Below are 23,640 nucleotides of genomic sequence, written 5' to 3' on the forward strand. Positions count from 1 at the left end.
CGGGCGTACGCCGGTGCTCAGTGATCGCCGCTGAAGCGTTGCACCACCACGCTGCCGACGATATCGCCCTCGACATTCACGGCGGTGCGCACGGTATCCAGCAGGCGGTCGATCGGCAGCAGGATGGCGACGGCCTCGGCCGGCAACCCGACGGCCTGCAGCACCATGACCATGGTCACCATGCCGGCGCTGGGAATGCCCGGTGCGCCGGTGGAGGCGATCATCGCGGTGAAGAACACCACGCCCTGTTGCGCCAGGCTCAGCTCGATGCCGACCAGGTTGGCGACGAACAGTGCGGCGGCGGCCTCATACAGCGCGGTACCGTCCATGTTCATGGTGGCGCCGAGCGGCAGGACGAAGCCGGCGAAGCGCTTGTCGACCTTGAGATTCTCTTCCGCGCAGCGAATGGACACCGGCAGCGTGGCCGCGCTGGAACTGGTGGCGAAAGCGGTGATCACGGCTTCGCGGGCGCCGCGCCACAGCCACAGCGGCGAGCGGCCGGTAGTCAGGAAGAGGATGCCGGGCAACACCACGATGCCGTGGAACAACGTGGTGGCAAACACCAGCACGATGAAGCCGCCTACCGCGCTGAGCAGCGAGATGTCCTGTTCGGCCACCAGCTTGATCAGCAGTGCGAGAATGCCCAGTGGCGCCAGGCGCATGATCCAGCTGACGATGCGCAGCAGCATGTCGAGAAACTCCTGCAGCAGCTGCAGGATGTTCCGATAACGCTCGCCACCGGCCACCAGCGCGACGCCGATGAACATGGCGAACACGACCACCGCGAGGATGTTGTTGTTGGCGAAGGCGGCAAAGGGGTTCTGGAAAAGATTGGCAAAGAAGTGCTGGAAAAATTCCGGCAAAGTCAGCTGCGCGGCTTCGAAGCCTTCCATCTTGGCGGCGAACAGTTCGATGGAAAGGCCGGCGCCAGGCTTGACGAGATTGGCTGCGATCAACGCGATCAGCATGGCGATGCCGGTGGTCAGCGTGAAGTAGACCAGCGTGCTCAGCCATACACGATGGACCTGCTTGTGCGCCTGCAGGTTGGCGACGCCGACGGCGATGGAGGTGAACACCAGCGGTATCAGTACCATCTTCAGCAGGCCGACGAAGATGCTTGCGAGCAGGCCGCTGGCGTACAGCACCTCTTCGCGCAGGCTCGACTGCTCCGGGAGCGCGCCGGTCAGCCAGCCGATGGCGATGCCCAGGCAGGCCGCGATGAGTATCTGAAGATTGGAGCTGGGCAAGCGATGTCTCCTGTTGCGCGGATGGCGGCGGATAGCCGCGGTGCTGTTGCTAAAGAGAATGTAGGTCAGAACGAAAAGTTCTGACGCGCATCATACTGCCGTCGAGGCGGCGCTGACGGATCCGTGCCGGTGGTGGCTCTTTCCCCGGCTCGGACAACGGTGAACGGGAGTGGCTCATGAGTGATCTGGAACAGGACATCGAGCGACGGATCGCCCGCGATATCGCCGTCTGGCAGCGCACGGTACGCGGCAAGGGCGAGCCATTGGTGATCGACGAAGGCTGGCTGCAGACTCCGGCAGGGCTGCGCATGCCGTTCAGCGTGCTGAAAAGCGCCGGCGTGCCGCCGCGGGAAATCGACTTGCTGCAACAGCGCGCGCACTTGCGTGAGCAGCTCGCTGGCTGCGGGGCCGATCCTGAACGGGAAGCCGAACGGCAGCGCCTGCAAGGCCGGCTCAGCGAGTTGGAACAGCACCTGGCGTTGCGCCTGGAATCGCTCCGGCGCATGGGCGGCGAGTAGGGCGCGCGCCTAGCGGTAGCGTGCCAGGATCGTCTCGAACTCGCCCGCCTGCTGCATCTGCCGCATGGCCCGCAGCACCTGCCGGCCAGGTACTGCCGGATCGTCACGTACCACACAGGAAACCGGGTAGCTGTCGATCTCATCGAAGGCCCAGAGGCGGCTGGCAACGGGGCGCTGACGGTTGAACCAGTGCAGTGACAGTTCGTTGCTGAGCGCGTAGCGATAGCGTCGGCTGGCGAGCTTGGCCAGCACCCATTCCTGCCGCCGGCCGTCGTCGCGGCGCAGCTCGCCGCTGCGAAACAGCGGCTCCAGCGCCGGATAGCTATAGCCCAGCACCGTACCGATCCGCTCGCCTTTCAGGTGCGCCAGCTGCGGCTCCGGACGAGGCGTGTGGCCGACCAGAAGGTCGCGGTGCGTCATGAATGGCACGGTCCACAGATAGCGCCGATCGCTGCCAGCCAGCCAGGCCGGATTGACGTAGCAACTGACGTCCACCTTGCCGGCATCCATCAGCTGACGCAGGCGCAAACGCGGCACCACCCGCTGTTGCAAGGGGCGTTGCAGCCGCTCGGCGATGCGCTGGTGCAGGTCGAAGAGGATGCCGCGCCTGGCCTCGCCGTTGTCGATTTCCATCAGGGGCATGGCAACGCTTTCGCTCACCGCGAAGCGAAGCGGCTGAGGTTCGGCGGCACTGGCGGCGCAGAACAGCGACAGAACGAGGGGCAGCAGGTGCATAGGTGATCCTTCACGATGATCCGGGCTCTCGTGCAGCGGCAGCCGGTGCGCAGCGAGGGCGGGGGAGGATAAACGCAGTTCGCCTGAGCGGGAATGCCAGCGGTTGCGCCGCCACCGGGGATGCGACCGCGAGCAATGGAGCGCTGCCGCTCCATTGCCGGCAGGTTGCTCCAGCCTCGTGCAACGCCGTGGGCACTGTTCGTCGCGGACAAATATGTACCGAAGCGCTAGGCCAGCACGTGATGGCTAACGGCTATATTGCACGTATCGAATTGTAAATGGCGGTGCCGGATGTCGGATTCTCGCTCTTCGAACGCCAAGGCGGGACTGTCCTTCGCCAGACGGGCGTTCTATCCACGCGCCATCGGCCTGGCGGTCGGCTTCTTCTGCGTGGCGGGCGTGCTGCGCGAGGCACCGGCCACACCGCTGTGGGTGTGGGGCCTGCTCATGGCGTTCTGCTTCGTCTGGCCGCTGGTTGCGCTGCTGCTGTCACGGCGGGCACGTTCGCCCATCGCTGCCGAGCGCCGGCACGTGTTGTTCGATTCGCTGATGGGCGGTTTCTGGATCGCCACCATCGCGTTCAACGTGTTGCCGACGGTAATGCTGCTGTCGATGCTGGCAATGAACAACACTGCCACCGGCGGCGCCCGCTTCGTCGTCAAGGGAGTGTTGCTGCAGTTCGCCGGCATGCTGGTGTCGGCCGCGCTGCTGGGGCTGCAGTTCAATCCGCACACCACACAGACCCAGCTCTATGCCTGCATTCCGATGCTGATCGTGCATCCGCTGACCATCGGCATGGTGCTGTATCGCCTGGCGATCCAGCTGGCGCAGAACAAGCAGGCCCTGCACGCGCTGAGTCGTACCGACAGCCTCACCGGGCTATTCAATCGCGGCTACTGGGGCGACCTGTTGCAGCTGGCGTTCGACGACTGCCGTGCGCAGGGCAAATCCGCGACTCTGGCGCTGGTCGATCTCGATCACTTCAAGGGCATCAACGACCGCCACGGCCATCTGATCGGCGATGAAGTGCTACGTCAGGTGGGCGACTGCATGCGCCGCCACCTGCGCGCGGAGGACATGCCGGGGCGCTACGGTGGCGACGAGTTCTGTGTGGTGTTGCCGGGGGTGAAGACAGAGATGGCCTGGGATGTCATGGAGCGCCTGCGCGGCGAGATCGCCCGGTTGGACTTTCCCTATGCGCCGGCACTCAGCGCCAGTCTGAGCATCGGGCTGGCCGGCTTCGACCCGCGCATGGACAGCCCGCTGGTCTGGCTCGAGGAAGCCGATCGTGCGTTGTATGAAGCCAAGCGGCTCGGTCGCGACCGGGTGGTAGTCGCCAGGGATCAGTGGGATCTCGAACATGCCGCCGAGCCGTTGGCCGAGTGAGGCAGGCACTGTTCCGCTAGGAGAGCCGGCTCAGCAGTGCCTGACTGTCGGTGGCCCCCATCAGTGCCGCGGCGGCGAGTGGCGTGGCCCCGTTGACGTCGCGCGCCTGCGGATCAGCGCCGTGGGCGAGCAGCTGTTCGATGATGTCGCAGTGGTTGAACATGGCGGCCATGGTCAGCGCGGTCTTGCCATCGGCGCAGGTGCCTTCAACGTCCGCACCGTGTGCGAGCAGCAGTTCAATCATCGGCAGGTTGCCCTTGAAGGCTGCACCGGCCAACGGGGTATGACCACGATGGTTGCGCAGCTGCGGATCGGCACCGTGTTCGAGCAACAGGCGGGTCGCGTCGATGTGCCCGTGATAGCTGGCGAGCATCAGCAGGCTGTCGCCGGCATGGTTGCGCAGGTTGGCGGGCAGGCCCTGGGCAAGCAGTTCGCCCAGTCGCGCGCTGTCGCCGTTGCGGGCGCTGTCGAACACCTGCTCGGCGAAGGCCAGGGTGGCGTCGTCCAGTTCGGGGGTTGGCTTGGGCGCTTGCATGTTCGACTCCTCGGTTGCGGCTCTGAAGGCTCATCGCGTCGGCGGTCATTGTCTGTTGCGTGAGCGGCGCGTGCCAGCGGTCTCTGCCTATGCCGGGAATAGCCAGACTGTATCCGACGCCCATCCGGGCGCCGGATTACCGCAGGGTCAGAGTGTCCGCAGAAAGGCCACCAGGTCGGCCTTTTCCTGCTGATTCAGCTTGCGCTGCAGCACCAGGTTGAAGAACTCCACGGTGTCCTCCAGGGTCAGCAGGCGGCCGTCATGCAGGTACGGCGGCGACTCTTTGATGCCGCGCAAGGGGAAGGTCTTGATCGGCCCGTCACCGACCGCCATTACGCCGTGGTACTCCTGCGGCTCGTAGAAGCGCTCGGTCTTCAGGTCGTGCATCAGGTGGTCGGTATAGTAGGGCGGCACATGGCAGCCGGCGCAGGCGCCCTTGCCATGGAAGATCTGCTCGCCGCGCAGCTCCTGCTCGCTGGCCTTGGTCGGGTCGAGACGACCCTCGACGTTAAGCTTGGGCGCTGGTGGGAAGTCCAGCAGTGCCTGGAATTCGCCCATGAAATGCACCTGACTGCCGCGTTCGAGCACGTTCACACCTTTCTTCGCCGCCAGGACGATATCGCCGTCGAAGTACGCCGCGCGCTGCTCGAACTCGGTGAAGTCCTCCACCGTCTTGAGCGCACGCTGCGAGCCGAAGATCTGCTGGATGTTCACGCCGCGCAGGGTCGGGGTGTCGATGCGATGGCGGAACTTCTGCGGGCGTACGTCGCCGGCGAGGTGAGTCGCGGCATTCGTGTGGCCGTTGGCGTGGCAATCCAGGCAGGCGACGCCGGGGTGCGGATGCTCGCTGCGGCGATCGTCGGTGGCGTTGAACTGCTGCTGCGGAAAGGTGGTGACCAACAGGCGCAGGCCCTCGAGCTGCTTGGGATTGAGGATGCCGTTGAACAGTTCGAAGTAGTTACGGATGTTGACCAGCTTGCCCTGGGAGACATCGCCCAGGTCCGGGCGGGTGGTGAGGAAGATCGGCGCTGGAAATTCGGGGAGGAAATGGTCGGGCAGGTCGAAATCCAGATCGAAGCGGGTGAGATCGCGGTTCTCGATCTTCTTCACTTCGTCGATGTGGAACTGCGGGAAGACCATGCCGCCTTCGGGGTGATTGGGATGCGGCAGCGGCATGAAACCGAGTGGGAAGAGCTTTTGCTGGCGAATCTGTTCGGGGCTCAGGCTGACCAGCTCATCCCAGCTTTTGCCATCCGCCAGTTTGACCCGCACGCCGCTCTGGATCGGCTTGCCGCGCGTCATGGTCTGGCCTTCGGCCGGCTTGTCGCTCAGGTCGTAACGCTGCTTGAGCAACGCCATGTGTCTGTCCATGATGCCGGCCTTGTCGGCCGACATGCGCTGCATGATCGCGTCGAAGCGCTCCTTGATTACCACAGGCGAGTAGCTGGTGGGGACGTCGTTTGTTTCGGTGGCCTGGGCGCCTGGCAGCGCCAGGCTCATGGCCAGCGTGGCCAGGCAGCCACGCATGAGTGATGCAGTCATCTTGCTGATCTCCGGTTATTGGCGAGCGAGCCGTTGTAAGGCCTAGGTCAACCTGGGGATCGGCGAAAATAGTCAAAAGCTATCGGGGCTATTGATAGAAAGCGAGGAACCAGCCGCCGGAGAGTGGGAAGCGCCTGCGGCGGGCATCGCGGCGGAAGCTGGCACGATGCCTTATCAGTCGCGTGCGGCCTTGCAGGGGCCGTTATGCGCAATCGGTAAAAGGCCAATGGCCATCGAACGCTACGCCGGCCGGGGCGGATGTGGCAGTATCGGCCGCCCATCCGCTTGCAGCACGCCGATGAAACCCGAAGATCTGGACCGTCTGGTGACCCAGACGATGCCTTACGGCAAGTACAAAGGCCGATTGATCGCCGACCTGCCCGGCGACTATCTCAACTGGTTCGCGCGGGTCGGTTTTCCGCCCGGTGACATCGGCCGCCTGCTGGCGCTGATGCAGGAAATCGACCATAACGGCCTGTCGCCGCTGCTCGAACCACTGCGCCGCCGTTAGCTCAGTCGCACGCCTGTTCAGCACGCAGGGCTTCGAGCGCAGGCGCGGCATAGATGCCGATCTCCACCGCCAGCTGCAGCGCACGTTCGACATCGCAGGTGTAGACCAGCACCGCCTGCAACTCGTCGTCCAGCGGTTCGCTGAAATCCAGCAGCACGTAGCCGCCTTTCTCGGGATAGAGGCTGCTCAGTTGCACCTGGATGCGGTTCAACGCCTTCAGCGGTTCGGTCTTGGCCAGTTGCTTGGCCTTCAGTACGAAGGTCACCTCCGGACCGAAGGAGCTGACTATGCGGGCGAACAGTTCCTCGTAGTCGTCGGCCTGGAACAGTACGGTGTCCGGCAGACTGCCGACCACTACCCATTCGCCCAGCGGGATCGGGAAGCTGTCGTCGTAATTGATGTCCGGATTGGCCTGCAGGAAGGCTTCCGGGTCGGCATAGGCCTGGGCAGCCTCACTGGCAATACGTGCGATCTCGTCTTCGCTCATGCAGCCCGAGCCTATCAGGCGGAGCAGTTCTACAAGTTGGTCATTCATGTGGGCGATCCTGCCGGATGGGGGCGGCAAGGATACCCGAGGCGGGAACCGTCGACCGATACAGAAATGCCTGGTCGATGCTGTGGGGGGTATATGGGGTTGGGGTATATGCGCGATGCTTCTAAGCTTATTCCGTTACTTTCTGTAGGACCTTGCCTATGTTAGCTTCACCATGCTGCGACAGACTGCCGCAGGCGGCTGATGACGAAGAGCGTTGCGCCCCGGCAGCCATATAAAACCAAGAAGACTGATGAGGTTCTGCATGAAATTTCCCCGCGGGTCGCTGGCCGGCGCCTGTGCACTGATGCTGGCGATGCAGGTGCAGGCGGCCGACGGACAGAAGATCTATACCCAGGGCGGCGCTAATCCCGCCGCAATGGCTTGCGTGATGTGTCACGGCGCCAACGGCGAAGGCATGGCTGCTGGCGGCTTCCCTCGCCTGGCGGGGCTTTCCGCCGAGTACATGCGCAAGCAGCTCGACGATATCCGCAGCGGCCAGCGCAGCGCGCCGGTGATGCAACCGGTCATTGCGGCGCTGAGCGATGAAGAGATTCGCGCGGTGACCGATATGCTCGCCGCCATGCCAGCGGCCGATGTGCCGCAGGTCACGCGCGTCGAGAAGGCCGATGGCATCGGGGCCGAACTGGCTTTGCGTGGCGCCTGGGCACGCAACATTCCGGAGTGCGTGTCCTGTCATGGGCCCAGCGGTGTCGGCGTGGGCGACAGCTTCCCGGCCTTGGCCGGTCAGCCCGCGCAATACCTCAGTGGCCAACTCCAGGCATGGCGTCAGGGCACACGCAAGAACGACCCGAATGATCTGATGGGCCATATCGCCCGCTCGCTGACCGACGCCGAGATCCAGGCGGTATCGGAATACTTCGCCAATCTGAGCCAGCAATGAGGAGGCTGCCGATGAAAACCTTTATGCCAGCACTCCTGGCCCTGGCTGTCGTGGCGCCGCTGCAGGCCGCCGAGGTCAAGATGGATGACCAGTCGCAGCTCGTCCCGAGCGCCAAGAAAGACGTGGCTGATCAATATTTCCAGCCGCCGCAGGAGCGGGATCTGCCGGACAATGCTTTCGGTGAATTGGTGCGTGACGGTCGCGCCATCTTCATCGACACGCAAAAGTACGCTGCCGACTACGTCGGTAACGGTATGAACTGCACCAACTGCCACCTCGATCAAGGCCGCAAGGCTAACTCAGCGCCGCTCTGGGGCGCCTACCCGATGTACCCGGCGTACCGGAAGAAGAACAACAAGGTCAACAGCTTCGCCGAACGGGTGCAGGGCTGCTTCCAGTTCAGTATGAACGGCAAGCCGCCGGCAGCCGACAGCCACGTCATCAATGCGCTGACTGCCTACTCCTACTGGCTGTCCACAGGAGCACCAACGGGCCAGGAGCTACCCGGTCGTGCCTATCCTGAGGTGCCGCAACCCAAGGGCGGTTACGACATCGCCAAGGGCAAGGAGGTCTATGCCTCGCAGTGTGCGGTGTGCCACGGCGCCGACGGCGAGGGTCAGAAGGCCGGTGCCAATTACGTGTTCCCGCCGCTGTGGGGCAAGGATTCGTTCAACTGGGGTGCGGGCATGCACCGCATCAATACCGCCGCCGCATTCATCAAAGAAAGCATGCCGTTGGGCAAGGGCGGGTCGCTGACCGCCGAGCAGGCCTGGAACGTCGCAGCGTTCATGAACAGCCACGAGCGGCCGCAGGATCCGCGCCTGATCGATGGTTCGATCGAGAAAACGCGCGAGAAGTACCACGCCAACGATGGCGTGAACCTCTATGGCGTAAAGGTGAATGGCGTGCTGCTGGGCCAAGGGATCAAGTGAATCCGATCTGATGGGCTATACATAAAGAGGGCGCCGAACGGCGCCTTCTTTATTTTGCGACTGAATGGTCACGAATAATTGGCGGTTAAAGCCCGGTTTTGCCTTCGCTTTCGCAGCCAGGTTGCGGAATCTTTACGCTTTTCGTGCACAATAGCCGTCATAAAAACGGGCGCTGGGAATGCCTCGCTCGGCCTTGGCCGACGCCGCTCCGAACGTTCGAGAAACGATCAGTCAATATTCAAGAGGAGCGACTGTGTACGACGTCGTCATCAGCGGTACCGGCCTTTATACCCCTGCCAACAGCATCTCTAACGAAGAGCTGGTGGCGTCGTTCAATGCGTACGTGCAGCGCTTCAACAGCGAGCATGCGGGTGCCATCGCTGCCGGTGAGGTCCAGGCGCTGCCCGAGTCGAGCGTTGCCTTCATCGAAAAGGCCTCGGGCATCAAGAGCCGTTACGTCACCGACAAGGCCGGTATTCTCGATCCCGAGCGCATGGTTCCGCGCATTCCCGAGCGCAGCAACGACGAGTGGTCGATCCTCTGCGAAATGTCGGTCAAGGCTGCCGAAGAGGCGTTGGCGCGGGCCGGCAAGACCGCCGCCGATATCGATGGCGTGATCGTCGCCTGTTCCAACCTGCAGCGGCCGTATCCGGCCATCGCCATCGAAGTGCAGGCCGCGCTGGGCATCAAGGGCTTCGGCTTCGACATGAACGTGGCCTGCTCCTCGGCGACCTTTGGCATCCAGAACGCGGTGAACAGCGTCAAGCTCGGTCAGGCGCGGGCGATCCTGATGGTCAACCCGGAAATCTGCACCGGCCACATGAACTTCCGCGACCGTGACAGTCATTTCATCTTCGGCGACGCCTGCACCGCGGTGATCATCGAGCGTGCCGATCTGGCGATCTCCGAACACCAGTGGGATGTGGTCAGCACCAAGCTGGTGACCGAGTTTTCCAACAACATCCGCAACAACTTCGGCTTCCTCAACCGCGCTGCCGAAGAGCACAAGGACGACGCGGACAAGCTGTTCATCCAGGAAGGCCGCAAGGTGTTCAAGGAAGTCTGCCCGATGGTCGCCGAGCTGATCGGCGCGCACCTGCAGGAAAACGGTATCGCCGTGGAGTCGGTCAAGCGCTTCTGGCTGCACCAGGCCAACCTCAACATGAACCACCTGATCGTGCGCCGGCTGCTGGGCCGCGATGCCACCGAGCAGGAAGCGCCGGTGATTCTCGATACCTACGCCAACACCAGCTCGGCCGGTTCGGTGATCGCCTTCCACAAGCACCAGGATGACCTGCCCAGCGGTAGCCTCGGGGTGCTCAGCTCGTTCGGTGCCGGTTACTCGATCGGCAGCGTGATCCTGCGCAAACGCTGAGTTTGCCGACGGCGGCTTCAGCCGGCCGTCAGCTCGCGCGTCCGCTGCAGCACGGCATGCATGCCGTTGCTGCGCGACGGTGACAGCTGACGCGCCAGCCCGAGCTGGCTGAACCACTCACTCGGGTCCACGCGCGCCAGTTCGCCGCCATCCAGTCCATCGACGCGGGCCAGCAGCACCGCCAGCAGGCCGCGTAACAGGCGTGCATCGCTGCTGGCGCGGAAATGCCAGCGGCCGTCGCGCTGCTCGCCGACCAGCCAGACCTGACTTTCGCAGCCATGGACACGATTCGCCTCGCAGCGCTCGCTGTCGGCAAGCGGTTCCAGCTGTTCGCCCCATTGCATCAGCAGGCGTGCACGCTGCTCCCAGCCCGGCGCGGCGCCGAAGGCGGCGAGCGCCTGTTCGGCGCGCGGGGGCAGGGCGCTCATCGCAACAGCTCCAGGCTGCGATCCAGCGCCTCGAAGAAGCGCTGCAGGTCGCCGCCGTCGTTGTACAGGCCGAGCGAGACGCGAATCGCGCCGGTGAGGCCCAGTTCCTTCATCAGCGGCATCGCGCAGTGATTGCCGCTGCGCACGGCGATGCCCTGCTCGGTGAGCAGGTGCGCCAGGTCGGAATGGTGTACGCCATCGACGACGAAGCTGGCGAGCGCGACGCTGGGCGCGCCAAGCAAGCGCACGCCTTTGCGCTGGCGCAGGCCGTCGAGCAGGTCGCGGTGTAGCGCCACTTCGTGCGCCTCGATCGCTGCTGCGTCCAGCCCGGCGAGGTAATCCAGGCTGGCGCCCAGGCCGATCACTCCAGCGATCGGCGGGGTGCCCGCTTCGAAGCCGAGCGGCGCCGCGTGGAATTCGGCGCTGTGGTATTCGGCGACGCGCACCATCTCACCGCCGAACTGCCAGTGCCTGAGCTGCAGCAACGACTCGCCACGGCCATAGAGCACGCCGACGCCGTCCGGCCCGTAGAGCTTGTGGCTGGACATCACGTAGAAATCGCAGGCGAGCGCCTGCAGGTCGTGGCGACCGTGCACCACGCCCTGCGCGCCGTCGACGATGGTCAGCGCGCCCTGCGCCCTGGCCAGCGCCAGCAGCGCCTGCAGCGGCTGCCAGCTGCCCAGCACGTTGGATAGCTGGCTTACCGCGAGCAGGCGGGTGCGCGGGCCGATCAGTGCCGTAGCGGCCGGCAGGTCGATAAGGCCTTGCGCATCCAGCGGCAGCACCACCAGGCGGGCACCCCGACGCAGAGCGAGCTGCTGCCAGGGCAGCAGATTGGCATGGTGCTCCAGTGCACTGATGACGATCTCGTCGCCGGCCTGCAGCAGATGCTCCAGCCCGTAGGCCAGCAGGTTCAGCGCCTCGGTGGCGCCGCGGGTAAAGACGATCTCGGTCGGGCCGGCGGCGTTTAACCACCGCGCAGCCTTGACCCGCGCGTCCTCGAAGGCGTGCGTGGCGCGTTCGGCCGGCTGGTGCTGGGCGCGGTGCACGTTGGCGGCGCCGCAGGTGTAGTAACCGGTCAGCGCGTCGATCAGCGCCTGCGGCTTCTGCGCGGTGGCGGCGCTGTCGAGATAGGTCTGGCCCTGGGCTTCGAGCACGGCCAGGGCCGGGAAGTCGGCACGCCAGGGGGAATGCAAAATCATGTCTGGCCTCGGCGTGATGCGCGGATTACCGGGCGCCAAGCGCGCCGGTAATCCTGGTCGGCGCTCAGTTGTGCGCGTGCAGTGCTTCGTTCAGCTCGATCGCCGACTTGTGGGTCTTGCACTCCACCGCGCCGGTCTGCGAGTTGCGGCGGAACAGCAGGTCCGGCTGACCGGCCAGATCGCGTGCCTTGACCACCTGCACCAGCTGGCTGTTCTCGTCGAGCAGGCTGACCTTGGTCCCGGCGGTGATGTACAGACCGGATTCGACGGTGTTGCGGTCGCCCAGCGGGATACCGATGCCGGCATTGGCGCCGATCAGGCAGCCTTCGCCCACGGAAATCACGATGTTGCCGCCGCCGGACAGGGTGCCCATCGTCGAGCAGCCGCCGCCGAGGTCCGAGCCCTTGCCGACGAACACGCCGGCCGACACGCGGCCTTCGATCATCCCGGGGCCGGCGGTGCCAGCATTGAAGTTGATGAAGCCTTCGTGCATCACCGTGGTGCCTTCGCCGACATAGGCGCCCAGGCGCACGCGGGCGCTATCGGCGATGCGTACACCGGTCGGGACCACGTAGTCGGTCATTTTCGGGAACTTGTCCACCGAGAACACCTCCAGCAGGTCGCCCTTCAGGCGCGCTTCCAGCTGGCGCTCGCTCAGTTCGGCGAGGTCAATCGCACCCTGGCTGGTCCAGGCGACGTTGGGCAGCAGTGGGAAGATGCCGGACAGGTTCAGACCGTGCGGCTTGACCAGGCGGTGCGAGAGCAGGTGCAGCTTGAGATAGGCTTCGGGGGTCGAGGTCGGCGCAGCGTCTTCGGCCAGCAGGGTCACGACCAGCGGGCGCTGGCTCTCGGCCAGACGGGTGAGCAGGGCGTGCTGCGCGGCGTCGAGCGGCTTGACCGCATCGGCCAGCTCGGCGGCCTGGTTAATGGTGATGGCGATGGCCTGGTTGCCACCGGTGTAACCCAGGATCGGGCTGATCGCGGCGACCAGTTCACCCGCCGGCTGCAGCAGTGGCAGCGAATAGAAGACTTCCAGCCAGTCGCCCTGGCGGTTCTGAGTGCCGACACCGAAGGCCAGGCTGAAGAGGGTGGTAGACATAAGAGAATCCTTTGTGGTGTTACGGTCCGTGCTGACGGACCGCTATCAGTTCGAGATCGCCAAGGCGGCGGCGTAGAGGTCCGGCTTGAAACCGATCAGGGTCCGGTTGCCCAGATCGAGCACGGGACGTTTGATCATCGACGGCTGGGCCAGCATCAGTTCGATGGCCTTGGTCTGGTCGAGATCGGCTTTCTGCGCGTCTTCCAGTTTGCGGAAGGTTGTGCCGGCGCGGTTGAGCACCGTCTGCCAGCCGTGTTCAGCACACCAGGCTTCCAGGCGAGCGCGGTCGATGCCGGCGCTCTTGTAATCATGGAAGGTGTAATTCACGTCATGTTCGTCGAGCCAGCTACGGGCCTTCTTCATCGTGTCGCAGGCCTTGATGCCGTAAAGGCACATTCCCTTGATGTCATCGGGCATAACGACTCTCCAAACTCCTGCAAAACCGGGTCGCGGATTATGCCACGCTCGGCCGTCACGTGTCGGCGGCGTTACCGCGCGCATCGGTGCGCTTGCCGGCGCAGGCCACGTGGCGTGGCTATGCTTACGACAGCGTAGTCAGACCCTGCCGGCCTCGCCCAGTGCCTGTTCGATGGTCTCGGCATCCGTCGGGCGAACCAGACGGGCGATTTCGACACCCTGCTGCAGCAGGATCAGCGTCGGCCATAGCTTGACGCGGAATGAGCGCCCGAGCGGCTTGCCGGGTCCGTCCTCGATCTTCAGGTGGCGGATGCCGGGGCGTTCGGCCAGCACGGCTGCCAGATGCGGCTGAGCGGCGCGGCAATGGCCGCACCAGGGTGTGCCGAATTCGAGCAGGGTCGTGCCCGCGAGGGCATCGACTTCCGCGCGGCTGGGTTCGGTCGCGGCGTAATGTTCGTTCATGGCCATCAGGCTTCTCCCGCGGTGGTGAGTGGATGGTGTTCAGAGTTCCTGCCCCGGGGGCTGGTTCAGGCTGGACCTGCGACCTTTTACCAGGGCGCTGTTGTCCATTGGTGACAACCGTAACGACAAGGGGAATCCATGGCACGCAAACATTTCGAACACTTCGAGGCGCTGTCTTCGGCGGTCCCGGCAGAGGATGCCTATGAGGCGATTATCGCCGTCAAGCGGCGGGGCGCCGATGAGCACCTGCATATCTTCAAGGTCGCTGCTGGCCGTCGATTCGATCTGTTCTCCGAAGCGGAGACGGCGGCCGAGGCTGCGCTGAACAAGGTGCGCGAGGTCAATGAGGACGGTGAGCTGATCTGGGAAGAGCACGCCAACTGAGGCGAAGGAGGTAGGCATGAGCGAGCGAGACAAGCAGAGCGAGCACGACCGCCACGAGCCTGACGATGAACAGCGCAAGGCCGATCTGCCGGAGCACATGAAGCCGGAGAACCTGAAGAAGCTGCGCGACTATGGCAAGGACAGCATTCCGCCCGGCGTGTACTGAGTGAGCGCCCCGGGAGCAGCTGCTCCCGGGGATAGGGTTCAGCGGCTTTCGATGAAGCGGCGAATGCGCTGGGCCGCCTCGGTGCACTCGGTCAGCGGGGCGACCAGTGCCATGCGCACCCGTCCGGCGCCCGGGTTGAAGCCATCGACTTCGCGCGAGAGGTAGGAGCCGGGTACGACGGTGACGTGCTCGCTGGCGAACAGCTCGCGGGTGAAATCCTGATCGTCCCCTGGCGTCTTCGCCCACAGGTAGAAGCCGCCGTCCGGGCGCTGCACATCCAGCACCGGCGTGAGGATTTCCAGCGCCGCATCGAACTTCGCCCGGTAAAGCTCGCGGTTGGCGCGCACGTGGATCTCGTCGCTCCACGCCGCTACGCTGGCAAGCTGGGTCTGCACTGGCATCGCGCAACCGTGGTAGGTGCGATAGAGCAGGAAGGCCTTGAGGATATCGGCATCGCCGGCCACGAAGCCCGAGCGCAGCCCCGGCAGGTTGGAGCGCTTGGACAGGCTGTGAAAGACCACGCAGCGCTTGTAGTCATGGCGACCGAGCGCCGCGCAGGCGGTCAGCAGGCCTGCCGGCGGGTTGGCCTCATCGAAATAGAGTTCGCTGTAACACTCGTCGGCAGCGATCACGAAGTCATGCTCGTCGGCCAGGGCGATCAGCTTTTGCAAGGTTTCCAGCGGCACCAGTGCGCCGGTGGGATTGCCCGGCGAGCAGAGGAACAGGATCTGGCAGCGTTGCCAGACCTCGCTCGGCACCGCGTCGAAATCCGGATTGAAGCCGTTTTCGGCCAGGCACGGCAGGTAGTGCGGGGTGGCCCCGGCCAGCAGCGCCGCGCCCTCGTAGATCTGATAGAACGGGTTGGGACTCACCACCAGACCGTCGGCGGCACGGCTAACCACTGTCTGGGTGAAGGCGAACAATGCCTCGCGGGTGCCGTTGACCGGCAGCACCTGGCGCGCCGGATCGACTGCGCCTGCAGCCAGGCCGAAGCGCCGTTCGCACCAGCCGGCGATCGCTTCACGCAACGCGGGGATGCCCAGCGTGGTCGGATAGACCGACAACTGGTCGAGATTGTCGGCCAGTGCCTGGGCGACGAACTCCGGCGAACGATGCTTGGGTTCGCCAATCGACAGCGCGATCGGCCGCTTGTCTGCGGGTGGTACCACGCCGGCGAGCAGGCCGCGGAGTTTCTCGAAGGGATAGGGCTGCAGCAGGGTCAGGGCGTCATTCATGATTCTGTTTCTTTGTCAGGTCGCGAGGCGCGCTCGCCGCGCCTCGAATGGATTCAGTCGTTGCGGGCGCCGCCGTAGTAGGCGCAACCGCGCAGGAGCCGGCCGTCATCGAGCCGCAGCTGGGCACGCAGGTGGCTGAGTGCGCCGCTGGCGCTGTCCTGGCAGCGCTGCGGCGTCAGCCAGAGTTGCAGCTGCTGCTGGTTGGCTTCGCTGCTGAAGGCCAGCCGACCCTCGGGAAGCTGCTCCTCCAGATAGGGTAGAGCCACGGCTGGTTCGCCCTGACGTTCGAGCAACAGGCCTTCGCGGTTGATCATCACGCTCCAGCCCGGTTCATGGCCGCTGGCACGCACGATCAGGCGCGGAAAGTTCGCATCCGCGCAGCCTGGCCCCTCGCCCTGTAGACGGTAGACACGGCTAACGGCGAGCGTCGTCTGTTGCAGGTCGAGCGCACCGCGCACGTCAGCGAACAGCTGCGGATTGCCATCATCTAGCAGTGCTGAAGTTGCTTCCTTCAAATCACCGGCAGCGGTGGCATCGCTGACCTTCAGCGGGGGGAGCGAGCTGCAGGGGCGCAATTGCAGCTGGCCATCATGCAGGGTCAGCGCACCCTGCAGGCGTTCGCCGGCCGGCAGCGGCGGGGTGCTGGCAGAAAACAGGGACTGGCAGCCGGCAAACAGCGGGAGCAGGGCGAGCAATAGGGCGCGAGCGGCGGTCATGATGTTCTCGGCTGGAGAGAAGTGGTGCCGGGCAGGCCGGCACCGAGGATCAGTTGCCTTTGACGGCGCGGCCGTCGACGCTGCCTTCTTGCAGCATGATCTGGTACTGCTTGCCGTCTTTTTCCACCTGGTGCAGGCGCACCAGCAGATAGTTCCAGTTCTTGGCGAACCAGAGGACGGTTTCGCGCTTGCTCTGCGTCGGGTCGCGCACTCGCTCGACCTTGATCGCATCGACCTGGCCAGCCTTGGTGTCGACCTTCTCCTCGCCGAGCACACGGAAGTCGTAGGTTTCGATCTCGTCGCCGTCGACCACCTGGTAGCTCATGCTCTGCTTGCCCGCGGCCACCTCGTGCTGCAGGGCGAGCTGATAGGTGGACTTGTCCAGCAGGCCACGATGCAGCGGCAGGCTGACCGTATCGCCGCGGTCGCTGCCGACCACCTGCTTGGCTTGCCAGTCGAAGTTGTGCTTGACCTTCTTGCCCTTGCCCAGGCCGCCGCGCTTGAGCCGGTAGCTGTCCGGCAGGAAGGTGTCGCCCTCGACGCGGAAGGTGCTGCGTTCGCTGAAGCTGGCGACCAGCATCGAGGCCTCGAAATCGAGCTGCCAGCGACCGTCCGCCAGTTTCTCCAGGCTGCGTTCGGCGGTGCCGCTGACCGGCACCTGGGTCCAGTCGGCGGTGTAGCTGGCGGAGAAGGGCTTGAGCTCCAGCGCGTGGACCGGCAGGGTCAGCACGGCGAGAGCGAGCAGCAAGGCGCGACGCATAAGTTCTCCTAGGTTCGTATCAGATGGCCGGAAGCCGGCAGCTTTTCGCCGTCCAGCATCGCGCCGTGTTCACCGAGGCGCAAGCGCCCTTCGGCGAACCAGCGGACGGCGAGTGGGTAGATGCGATGCTCTTCGAGGTGTACGCGCTCGGTCAGCTTCTCAACGTTTTCCCCGGGATGGATCGGAATCGCCGCCTGGATCGCCACCGGGCCGCCGTCCAGCTCTTCGGTGACGAAATGCACGCTGCAGCCATGTTCGGCATCGCCCGCGGCGAGGGCGCGGTTGTGTGTATCCAGCCCTTTGTGCCGGGGCAGCAGCGAGGGGTGAATGTTCAGCAGACGGCCCTGGTAATGGCGGACGAAGCCGGGGGTGAGGATGCGCATGAAACCGGCCAGCACCACCAGGTCCGGCTGGTGGGCGTCGATGGCCTCGATCAGCGCGGCGTCGAATGCTTCACGATCGGCGAAATCCCGGTGCGACAGGACCTGCGTGGGAATGCCGGCCGCGTGTGCCCGTTGCAGCCCGTAGGCGTCGGCGCGGTTGGAGATCACCGCGCCGATACGTGCCGGGTTGCTGTCGCTCTGATTGTCGATCAGCGCCTGCAAGTTGCTGCCGGAACCGGAGATCAGGACGACGACATTGCAGGGCATCAGTGGGCTTTCAGGTTGTTCAGCTGGACCTGGGCCGCGCCTTCGGCAGCCTCGGCGATCTGACCGATCACCCACGGCTGCTCGCCGCTGGCACGCAGGCTGGCCAGAGCAGTCTCAACCTGATCTTGGGCGACGCAGATGACCATGCCGACGCCGCAGTTCAGCACGCGATGCATCTCATGCTCGTCGACGTTGCCTTTTTCCTGCAGCCAGTCGAATACCGCCGGGCGGGACCAGCTGGCGACGTCGATCACCGCCTGGGCGCCTTCCGGCAGCACGCGCGGGATGTTGTCGAGCAGGCCGCCGCCGGTGATGTGGGCCATGGCCTTGACCGCGCCGGTGTCCTTGATCAGCTTGAGCAGCGGTTTGACGTAGATGCGGGTCGGCGCCATCAGCAGGTCGGCCAACGGCTTGCCGTCGAGCTGCACGCTCTCGATATCGGCACCGGCCACCTCGATGATCTTACGGATCAGCGAGTAGCCGTTGGAGTGCGGGCCGGAGGAGGGCAGAGCGATCAGTGCGTCGCCAGTGGCGACCTTGGAGCCGTCGATGATCTCGGATTTTTCCACCACGCCGACGCAGAAACCGGCCAGGTCGTAGTCCTCGCCCTCGTACATGCCAGGCATCTCGGCGGTTTCACCGCCCACCAGCGAGCAGCCGGCCAGTTCGCAACCGGCGCCGATGCCGGTGACCACAGTGGCGGCTACGTCGACGTTCAGCTTGCCGGTAGCGTAGTAGTCGAGGAAGAACAGCGGTTCGGCGCCGCAGACGACGAGGTCGTTGACGCACATGGCGACCAGATCCTGGCCGATGCTGTCGTGCTTGTTCAGGTTCAGCGCCAGGCGCAGCTTGGTGCCGACGCCATCGGTGCCGGACACCAGCACCGGCTGCTTGTAGCCGGCCGGAATTTCGCACAGGGCGCCGAAACCGCCCAGACCGCCCATCACTTCAGGGCGCGCGGTGCGTTTGGCCACGCCCTTGATGCGTTCGACCAGCGCTTCGCCTGCATCGATATCGACGCCAGCGTCCTTGTAGCTGAGGGAGGGTTGCTTGCTCATAGAGTCCGGGCCTGTGAAAGGAGTGCGGGGTTTCGACCGTGCGATTGGCCAGCCGGAACGAGTGAAGGACACGCCGCGCGCCAGACTCGATGGCCGTGCGCGGGCAGCCCCGCTCGCTGCGTCTGACTGGCTCTGGGTTCCGGGCCTGGAGAGGGCCGGAGCCGGTCTGCGGAAAGCGCGCGATTTTATCAGGCTTGCCGCGCAGCGGCCATCCCGCCGGTGGCCAGTGGCGAGGTCGACAGATTCGTGGCGTGCGGCGGTGATCCAGCCGACAGGCCGGGAGTGTGTTGGTTGCCGGGTATCTGGCGGCTGTTTAAGGTATAGCGCTCCGTTCCCCGTCCGGTGATCGGTCGTTCCCGCGAGAAATAATCTATGCGCCCGTTTTCCCGTTTCCTCGTCCTGTGCCTCGCGCTTGCGGCCTCGCCGCTCTTCGCCGAGCCGCTGCGCACGCTGTATCAGGTTCGTGAGCCGGTGCCGAACCAGCAGGCCGATGCGCGTGGCGAGGCCTTGCAGCGCGCCTTCGACACCTTGCTGCTTCGGCTGACCGGCGATGCCGAGAGTGCGAAGCAGCCGGCACTGGCCGAACTGCGCCAGGATCCGCAAAGACTGGTCAGCAAGTATGGCTACGAAGGCGAGCACATCGTGGTGGACTTCGATCAGGCCACCACCGAGCGCAGTTTGCGTGAGGCCGGGGTGGCGCTGTGGGGGGCGAATCGCCCGGTCGTACTGGCCTGGTGGCTTAACGAGTCGCCGGGTAGCGCCCAGCTGGTTGGCGATGCACAGGAGGGTGCTGCGACGCTGCATGCCGCGGCGCAGCACCGGGGCCTGCCGTTGCGGTTGCCGCTGGCCGATCTCGAAGAGCAGTTCGCGGCGACACCCGAGGTGTTTGCCGCGCGCGACGAACAGGCCTTGCGTGCGCCGTCTGAACGCTACGCTGCCGACGCGTTGCTGGCGGTGCATGCGCGCCAAACGGACAACGGCTGGCAGGCGAACTGGAACCTCTGGCTCAACGATGCCAAGGGCGGCGGCGAAGTTGACGGCGACAGCCCGGCAGCTGTCGCCGATGCGGTGATGCTGGCGGTGAGCCGGTATCTGGCCCCGCGTTATGTCGTCGCATCGGGAGCCGCCGAGACGCTTACGCTGGAAGTGGTCGGCGCGGATATTTCTCGTTTCGCCGAACTTGAGCAGCTTCTGCAGCCGCTCGGCGGTAAGCTGCTGCGCGTCGAGAGCGACCGTCTGGTCTATCGACTGACCGCCAGCCGCGAACAGCTGCGTGCCCAACTGGAGCTGGCGCATCTGCAGGAGGTCACTGCCGAGCCGGCCGCGCTCGATGCCAGCCAGGTTCCGAACCCACCCGATCAGCCTGCGGCGGCGCAACCGGAGCACAGTAACAACGTGCTGCGCTACCGCTGGTAGCGCCCCGAAGCGCCTCGCAATCCCCCGACCCAAGGCCCCGCGTAATGACGATAACCGACTCCAACCGCTGGCTGTGGCTTGCCGGCCTGCTGCTGTGCGGCTGGCTGGTCTACCTGCTGACACCGATTCTCTCGCCGTTTCTGCTGGGCATTCTGCTCGCTTATCTGGGCGATCCGCTGGTTGATCGCCTCGAACGCTGGAAGCTGTCGCGTACCTGGGCGGTGATCGCCGTCTTCAGTCTGTTCAGTCTGGTGCTACTTCTGCTTCTGCTGGTACTGCTGCCGATGCTTGGCAAGCAACTTATGCATCTGTATCAGCTGGCACCGCTCGCGCTGGATTGGCTGCAGCAGCGGGCGCTGCCGTGGCTGCAATTGCAGCTGGGTCTGGAAGAGGACTTCTGGCGCCTCGACCAATTGAAGGCTGCATTGTCCGGGCATCTGGGCAGCACCACCGACATCGTCGGTGTGATCCTCAGCCAGGCGACGGCCTCGAGCCTCGCGTTGCTGGCATGGATCGGCAACCTGCTGCTGGTGCCGGTGGTCAGCTTCTATCTGCTGCGCGACTGGGACCTGATCATGGCCAAGCTGCGCAGCCTGCTGCCGCGGCGCCGCGAGGGCATGATCGTCGCGCTGATCGGTGAGTGCCACGAGGTGATCGGCGCCTTCCTGCGCGGCCAGCTGCTGGTGATGCTCGCGCTGGCGGTGATCTACGCCAGCGGTCTGATGCTGGTCGGCCTGGAACTGGGTTTGCTGATCGGAGTGCTTGCCGGCCTGGCGAGCATCGTGCCGTACATGGGCTTCGTCGTCGGCTTCGGCGCAGCGTTGGTCGCCGTGCTGTTCCAGTTCGGCCTGGAACCGTACCCGCTGCTGGGCATTGCCGCGGTCTTCACTGTCGGGCAGTTGCTCGAGGGCATGCTGCTGACGCCGATGCTGGTGGGCGACCGGATCGGCCTGCATCCGGTGGCGGTGATCTTCGCCGTGCTCGCCGGCGGGCAGCTGTTCGGCTTCACCGGCGTGCTGCTGGCGTTGCCGGTGGCGGCGGTGATCATGGTTCTGCTGCGTCATGTGCATGATCTCTATAAACTCTCGGACCTTTACGCAGAGCCTGCCGCCGTCGCGGCCGAACCACCGCCTGAGCCATGAAACCCATCCAGCTGCCCCTCGGCGTTCGTCTGCGTGACGACGCCACCTTTGCCAACTTCTATCCGGGCGCCAATGCCGCGGCACTCGGCTATGTCGAGCGCCTCTGTTCGCCAATGGCCAGCTGGTCGGATGAGCTCATCTATCTGTGGGGCAGCATCGGCGTCGGCCGCAGCCACCTGTTGCAGGCGGCCTGTCTGCGTGTCGAGGAGCGTGGCGAGCAGGCCGTCTATCTGCCGCTGGCCGACGTCGCCGAGTATGGCCCGGCCTTGCTCGACAACCTCGAGCAGTGCGAGCTGGTCTGCCTCGACGATCTCGATGCGGTGGCCGGCGATGCGGTGTGGGAGGAGGCGCTGTTCCATCTGTTCAACCGCCTGCGCGACGGCGGGCGACGGCTGCTGCTGGCCGCCGATGCATCGCCGCGTGAGCTGGCGGTGCAGTTGCCTGACCTCAAGTCGCGGCTGAGCCTGGCGCTGGTATTCCAGCTGCAGCAGTTGTCCGATGAAGACAAGCTGCGCGCGTTGCAGCTGCGCGCCTCGCGTCGCGGGCTGAATCTGCCGGACGACGTCGGCCGCTTCATCCTCACCCGCGGGGCGCGCAGCATGAGCGCGCTGTTCGAGCTGCTCGACCGTCTCGACCAGGCTTCGCTGCAGGCGCAGCGCAAGCTGACCATTCCCTTCCTTAAAGAAACCCTCGGCTGGTAGCGCTAGGGCGCCTGAACGGGGCTTGCCAGTAGCTCGAAGGCGATGCTCCAGTTCTGCAGCGGGTAGGGCTTGCCGGCCAGCGCCGGGATGTTCGCCTCGTCGGGCATGCCCTGTTCCGGCAGGTATTCGTAGTTGGCGTCGGCTCGCGTGGCATCGCTGTCGCGCAGTTGGCCGGCACCGCCGACCTGGAAACTGGCATAGGTGACGCGCGGCTGCCCGACCAGTTCGCGCCCGGCGCGCAGACGGACGATGGTGTCGGCGGCGATCTCCACCGCCGTCAGCGGCACTTCGCCTTTGTCGTCGTAGACCATGAAGCCCTTGTTCTTCACCGGCCGTGCGGCATGTCCGAGGTAGGGCTCGGCGAACTGCAGCGGCGGCTCGGGCACGTGGAAGTCGAGCAGGATCTCGCGACCCGCGAAGGTGGCCTGGCGTGGCGCCAGCGGCTGCCAGTTGCGCCGCTCGACGACGACCCGATGGTAGACCTTGCCGAGCATCTGACCGAACCAGCGATAGCCGTTCGCCGACAGATGCACGCCTTTGTCGACATAGGGATACACCGGACCGGCGAGAAACCAGTTCGGCTCCTCCTGCGCGAGTTCCCACTGCGCCATGCCGACCGCCAGCGAGCCGTCCTTCACCGAAGACTTGGCGTCGGTCTGGTAGCTGATGAAGGCCGGCATCTGCGCCTGCCCAGTAATGGCACGGGTGTCGGCATAGAGGTCATCGCGCAGTTGGCGCAGCAGCTGCTTGTAGCGCGCTTTGTCGTTCACCCCACCGTTGGTGTGCGAGTAGTCGAACTCGCCCTGCATCCAGAAGAAGGCACTGATGGCATAGCTGGCGTTCTCGGCGTCGGCGAGTGCCTTTGCCTGGTCCATCGCCTGTGCCACCCGTCGGTACTCATGGGTGCCGCCGGTCTTGGACAGCTGGGCGATGGAGCGGCCCGAGGTCGCGGCATTGCTGGCGACGAACAAGTGCTGCGGATCGGACTTGCGGCCGTGCTGCTGTAGATACAGGTGGCGGGCCATGTTCAGCGCGCCGACTTCCACCGACTCGCCTTCCTCCTGCGCATGCGCATCGAGCCGGGCGATGTCGGACGGCTCGAGCAGGACTCGAGCATCGTCCTTGCGCTGCACCACCGCGCGTAACGGCAGGAATGCTGCCTCGCCGACCGCTTTGAAGGTGGCGCCGCTGTAGGTCGCCGAGCGTACGGCCTGGCCGAGCATGAGGTTGTCGTAGCGCGGCTGCGTCGACAGCGCCGGCCAGCCCTCGGCCGCCGAGGCGAGTGACTGGCCGTAAGTGATGATGTGGTTGTACTTGGCCGTTGGTTCTGCCGATAGGCGATTCGGTTTGGCCTCCAGCGCGGCGCTCCAGCGCTTGTTCTGCGCATCGCGCTCGGTCAGCGACAGGCCATTCGTCGCCGCGGCGGGCAGTGCGACGCCGATTCCCAGCAGTGCAACCAGGCCAGTACGCAGCCGTACTGCCGCTGGCGAATGGCGAACAGCCGTCGTTGCAAGGTCGCTGGTCTCAATCGAATCTTTCCCGGTTTTCGACCGCATTTCGGCTCCGTTTACCCCGTAGTAGACGCCG

The 23,640-nt window shown here is 65.0% G+C and carries 27 protein-coding genes; 11 read left to right on the forward strand and 16 right to left on the reverse strand.

The annotated features are described in order from the left end of the window. Positions 1-17 precede the first annotated feature (17 nt). Complete coding sequence (locus tag N8H22_RS07590; protein WP_264590013.1) at positions 18-1,247, reverse strand: dicarboxylate/amino acid:cation symporter; 1,230 nt, start codon at positions 1,245-1,247, stop codon at positions 18-20. Positions 1,248-1,423: 176 nt separating this feature from the next. Between N8H22_RS07590 and N8H22_RS07595 the strand changes: the two genes are divergently transcribed. Further along, positions 1,424-1,765, forward strand: coding sequence for a hypothetical protein (locus N8H22_RS07595; RefSeq protein ID WP_264590014.1), 342 nt, complete (start codon positions 1,424-1,426; stop codon positions 1,763-1,765). Between the two features lie 9 nt (positions 1,766-1,774). Here the strand turns inward: N8H22_RS07595 and N8H22_RS07600 are convergent, their stop codons facing one another. Continuing rightward, a complete protein-coding gene (locus N8H22_RS07600; protein WP_264590015.1) occupies positions 1,775-2,500 on the reverse strand; it encodes a transporter substrate-binding domain-containing protein in 726 nt (241 codons plus the stop codon). 291 nt (positions 2,501-2,791) lie between these two features. Between N8H22_RS07600 and N8H22_RS07605 the strand changes: the two genes are divergently transcribed. Next, positions 2,792-3,886: a diguanylate cyclase gene (locus N8H22_RS07605; RefSeq protein WP_264590016.1), complete on the forward strand. Its 1,095-nt coding sequence runs from the start codon at positions 2,792-2,794 to the stop codon at positions 3,884-3,886. A gap of 16 nt (positions 3,887-3,902) precedes the next feature. On the opposite strand, the gene N8H22_RS07610 is transcribed toward N8H22_RS07605, so the two are convergent. Beyond that, entirely contained in the window at positions 3,903-4,421 is a 519-nt protein-coding gene (locus tag N8H22_RS07610; RefSeq protein ID WP_264590017.1) for an ankyrin repeat domain-containing protein, read from the reverse strand. A gap of 147 nt (positions 4,422-4,568) precedes the next feature. Next, positions 4,569-5,921, reverse strand: a complete 1,353-nt coding sequence (locus N8H22_RS07615; RefSeq protein WP_264590209.1) for a cytochrome B6 — start codon at positions 5,919-5,921, stop codon at positions 4,569-4,571. 340 nt (positions 5,922-6,261) lie between these two features. Here N8H22_RS07615 and N8H22_RS07620 point away from each other — a divergent pair, with 340 nt between their 5' ends. Continuing rightward, positions 6,262-6,474, forward strand: a complete 213-nt coding sequence (locus tag N8H22_RS07620) for a DUF3820 family protein (RefSeq protein WP_264590018.1) — start codon at positions 6,262-6,264, stop codon at positions 6,472-6,474. Position 6,475: 1 nt separating this feature from the next. Here the strand turns inward: N8H22_RS07620 and N8H22_RS07625 are convergent, their stop codons facing one another. Continuing rightward, positions 6,476-7,009: a hypothetical protein gene (locus tag N8H22_RS07625; RefSeq protein ID WP_264590019.1), complete on the reverse strand. Its 534-nt coding sequence runs from the start codon at positions 7,007-7,009 to the stop codon at positions 6,476-6,478. Between the two features lie 262 nt (positions 7,010-7,271). Between N8H22_RS07625 and N8H22_RS07630 the strand changes: the two genes are divergently transcribed. The 3 genes from N8H22_RS07630 (at position 7,272) to N8H22_RS07640 (ending at position 10,217) form a co-directional block, all read left to right on the forward strand. Next, complete coding sequence (locus N8H22_RS07630) at positions 7,272-7,910, forward strand: c-type cytochrome (protein ID WP_264590020.1); 639 nt, start codon at positions 7,272-7,274, stop codon at positions 7,908-7,910. An 11-nt stretch (positions 7,911-7,921) separates the two neighbouring features. Next, on the forward strand, positions 7,922-8,842 hold the full coding sequence (locus N8H22_RS07635) for a c-type cytochrome (protein WP_264590021.1): 921 nt from the start codon (positions 7,922-7,924) through the stop codon (positions 8,840-8,842). A gap of 253 nt (positions 8,843-9,095) precedes the next feature. Next, a complete protein-coding gene (locus tag N8H22_RS07640) occupies positions 9,096-10,217 on the forward strand; it encodes a beta-ketoacyl-ACP synthase III (RefSeq protein ID WP_264590022.1) in 1,122 nt (373 codons plus the stop codon). 17 nt (positions 10,218-10,234) lie between these two features. On the opposite strand, the gene N8H22_RS07645 is transcribed toward N8H22_RS07640, so the two are convergent. From N8H22_RS07645 to N8H22_RS07665, 5 genes are all read right to left on the reverse strand, one after another. After that, on the reverse strand, positions 10,235-10,645 hold the full coding sequence (locus N8H22_RS07645; protein WP_264590023.1) for a SufE family protein: 411 nt from the start codon (positions 10,643-10,645) through the stop codon (positions 10,235-10,237). After that, the gene (locus N8H22_RS07650) at positions 10,642-11,847 is read right to left on the reverse strand and encodes an aminotransferase class V-fold PLP-dependent enzyme (RefSeq protein ID WP_264590024.1); all 1,206 of its coding nucleotides are present in this window, start codon (positions 11,845-11,847) and stop codon (positions 10,642-10,644) included. The genes N8H22_RS07645 and N8H22_RS07650 overlap by 4 nt, the downstream gene beginning before the upstream one ends. 64 nt (positions 11,848-11,911) lie before the next feature. Further along, positions 11,912-12,946, reverse strand: coding sequence for a 2,3,4,5-tetrahydropyridine-2,6-dicarboxylate N-succinyltransferase (gene dapD, locus N8H22_RS07655; protein WP_264590025.1), 1,035 nt, complete (start codon positions 12,944-12,946; stop codon positions 11,912-11,914). A gap of 45 nt (positions 12,947-12,991) precedes the next feature. Beyond that, positions 12,992-13,363 carry an ArsC family reductase gene (locus N8H22_RS07660; RefSeq protein WP_264590026.1) on the reverse strand — a complete coding sequence of 124 codons (372 nt, stop codon included), beginning with the start codon at positions 13,361-13,363 and terminating at the stop codon, positions 12,992-12,994. A 138-nt stretch (positions 13,364-13,501) separates the two neighbouring features. Then, entirely contained in the window at positions 13,502-13,831 is a 330-nt protein-coding gene (locus N8H22_RS07665) for a thioredoxin family protein (protein ID WP_264590027.1), read from the reverse strand. A gap of 132 nt (positions 13,832-13,963) precedes the next feature. Between N8H22_RS07665 and N8H22_RS07670 the strand changes: the two genes are divergently transcribed. Together N8H22_RS07670 and N8H22_RS07675 are read left to right on the forward strand one after the other, a co-directional pair. After that, positions 13,964-14,209: a hypothetical protein gene (locus tag N8H22_RS07670; RefSeq protein WP_264590028.1), complete on the forward strand. Its 246-nt coding sequence runs from the start codon at positions 13,964-13,966 to the stop codon at positions 14,207-14,209. A 16-nt stretch (positions 14,210-14,225) separates the two neighbouring features. Beyond that, on the forward strand, positions 14,226-14,375 hold the full coding sequence (locus N8H22_RS07675; RefSeq protein ID WP_264590029.1) for a hypothetical protein: 150 nt from the start codon (positions 14,226-14,228) through the stop codon (positions 14,373-14,375). A 38-nt stretch (positions 14,376-14,413) separates the two neighbouring features. Here N8H22_RS07675 and dapC read toward each other — a convergent pair whose 3' ends face one another. From dapC to purM, 5 genes are read right to left on the reverse strand one after another with little or no spacing between them, the layout of a single operon-like run. After that, complete coding sequence (dapC, locus tag N8H22_RS07680; protein WP_264590030.1) at positions 14,414-15,610, reverse strand: succinyldiaminopimelate transaminase; 1,197 nt, start codon at positions 15,608-15,610, stop codon at positions 14,414-14,416. Positions 15,611-15,663: 53 nt separating this feature from the next. Next, entirely contained in the window at positions 15,664-16,326 is a 663-nt protein-coding gene (locus N8H22_RS07685; protein ID WP_264590031.1) for a hypothetical protein, read from the reverse strand. Between the two features lie 49 nt (positions 16,327-16,375). Beyond that, complete coding sequence (locus N8H22_RS07690; RefSeq protein WP_264590032.1) at positions 16,376-17,086, reverse strand: DUF3108 domain-containing protein; 711 nt, start codon at positions 17,084-17,086, stop codon at positions 16,376-16,378. A gap of 8 nt (positions 17,087-17,094) precedes the next feature. After that, complete coding sequence (gene purN, locus N8H22_RS07695; RefSeq protein ID WP_264590033.1) at positions 17,095-17,736, reverse strand: phosphoribosylglycinamide formyltransferase; 642 nt, start codon at positions 17,734-17,736, stop codon at positions 17,095-17,097. After that, the gene (gene purM / locus N8H22_RS07700) at positions 17,736-18,794 is read right to left on the reverse strand and encodes a phosphoribosylformylglycinamidine cyclo-ligase (RefSeq protein WP_264590034.1); all 1,059 of its coding nucleotides are present in this window, start codon (positions 18,792-18,794) and stop codon (positions 17,736-17,738) included. Before purM ends, purN begins: the two co-directional genes overlap by 1 nt. A 372-nt stretch (positions 18,795-19,166) precedes the next feature. Between purM and N8H22_RS07705 the strand changes: the two genes are divergently transcribed. The 3 genes from N8H22_RS07705 to hda are packed head-to-tail and all read left to right on the forward strand — an operon-like array spanning position 19,167 to position 22,053. Then, positions 19,167-20,210: a DUF2066 domain-containing protein gene (locus tag N8H22_RS07705; protein ID WP_264590035.1), complete on the forward strand. Its 1,044-nt coding sequence runs from the start codon at positions 19,167-19,169 to the stop codon at positions 20,208-20,210. Positions 20,211-20,254: 44 nt separating this feature from the next. Continuing rightward, positions 20,255-21,352 (forward strand): AI-2E family transporter, encoded by a 1,098-nt coding sequence (locus tag N8H22_RS07710; protein WP_264590036.1) that lies wholly within the window; start codon positions 20,255-20,257, stop codon positions 21,350-21,352. Further along, positions 21,349-22,053, forward strand: coding sequence for a DnaA regulatory inactivator Hda (gene hda / locus N8H22_RS07715; RefSeq protein WP_264590037.1), 705 nt, complete (start codon positions 21,349-21,351; stop codon positions 22,051-22,053). The genes N8H22_RS07710 and hda overlap by 4 nt, the downstream gene beginning before the upstream one ends. Before the next feature lie 2 nt (positions 22,054-22,055). Here the strand turns inward: hda and N8H22_RS07720 are convergent, their stop codons facing one another. After that, positions 22,056-23,609 carry a sialate O-acetylesterase gene (locus N8H22_RS07720; RefSeq protein WP_264590038.1) on the reverse strand — a complete coding sequence of 518 codons (1,554 nt, stop codon included), beginning with the start codon at positions 23,607-23,609 and terminating at the stop codon, positions 22,056-22,058. Positions 23,610-23,640: the final 31 nt, after the last annotated feature.

The organism is Stutzerimonas sp. S1, from assembly GCF_025966695.1.
Taxonomy (GTDB): Bacteria; Pseudomonadota; Gammaproteobacteria; order Pseudomonadales; family Pseudomonadaceae; genus Stutzerimonas.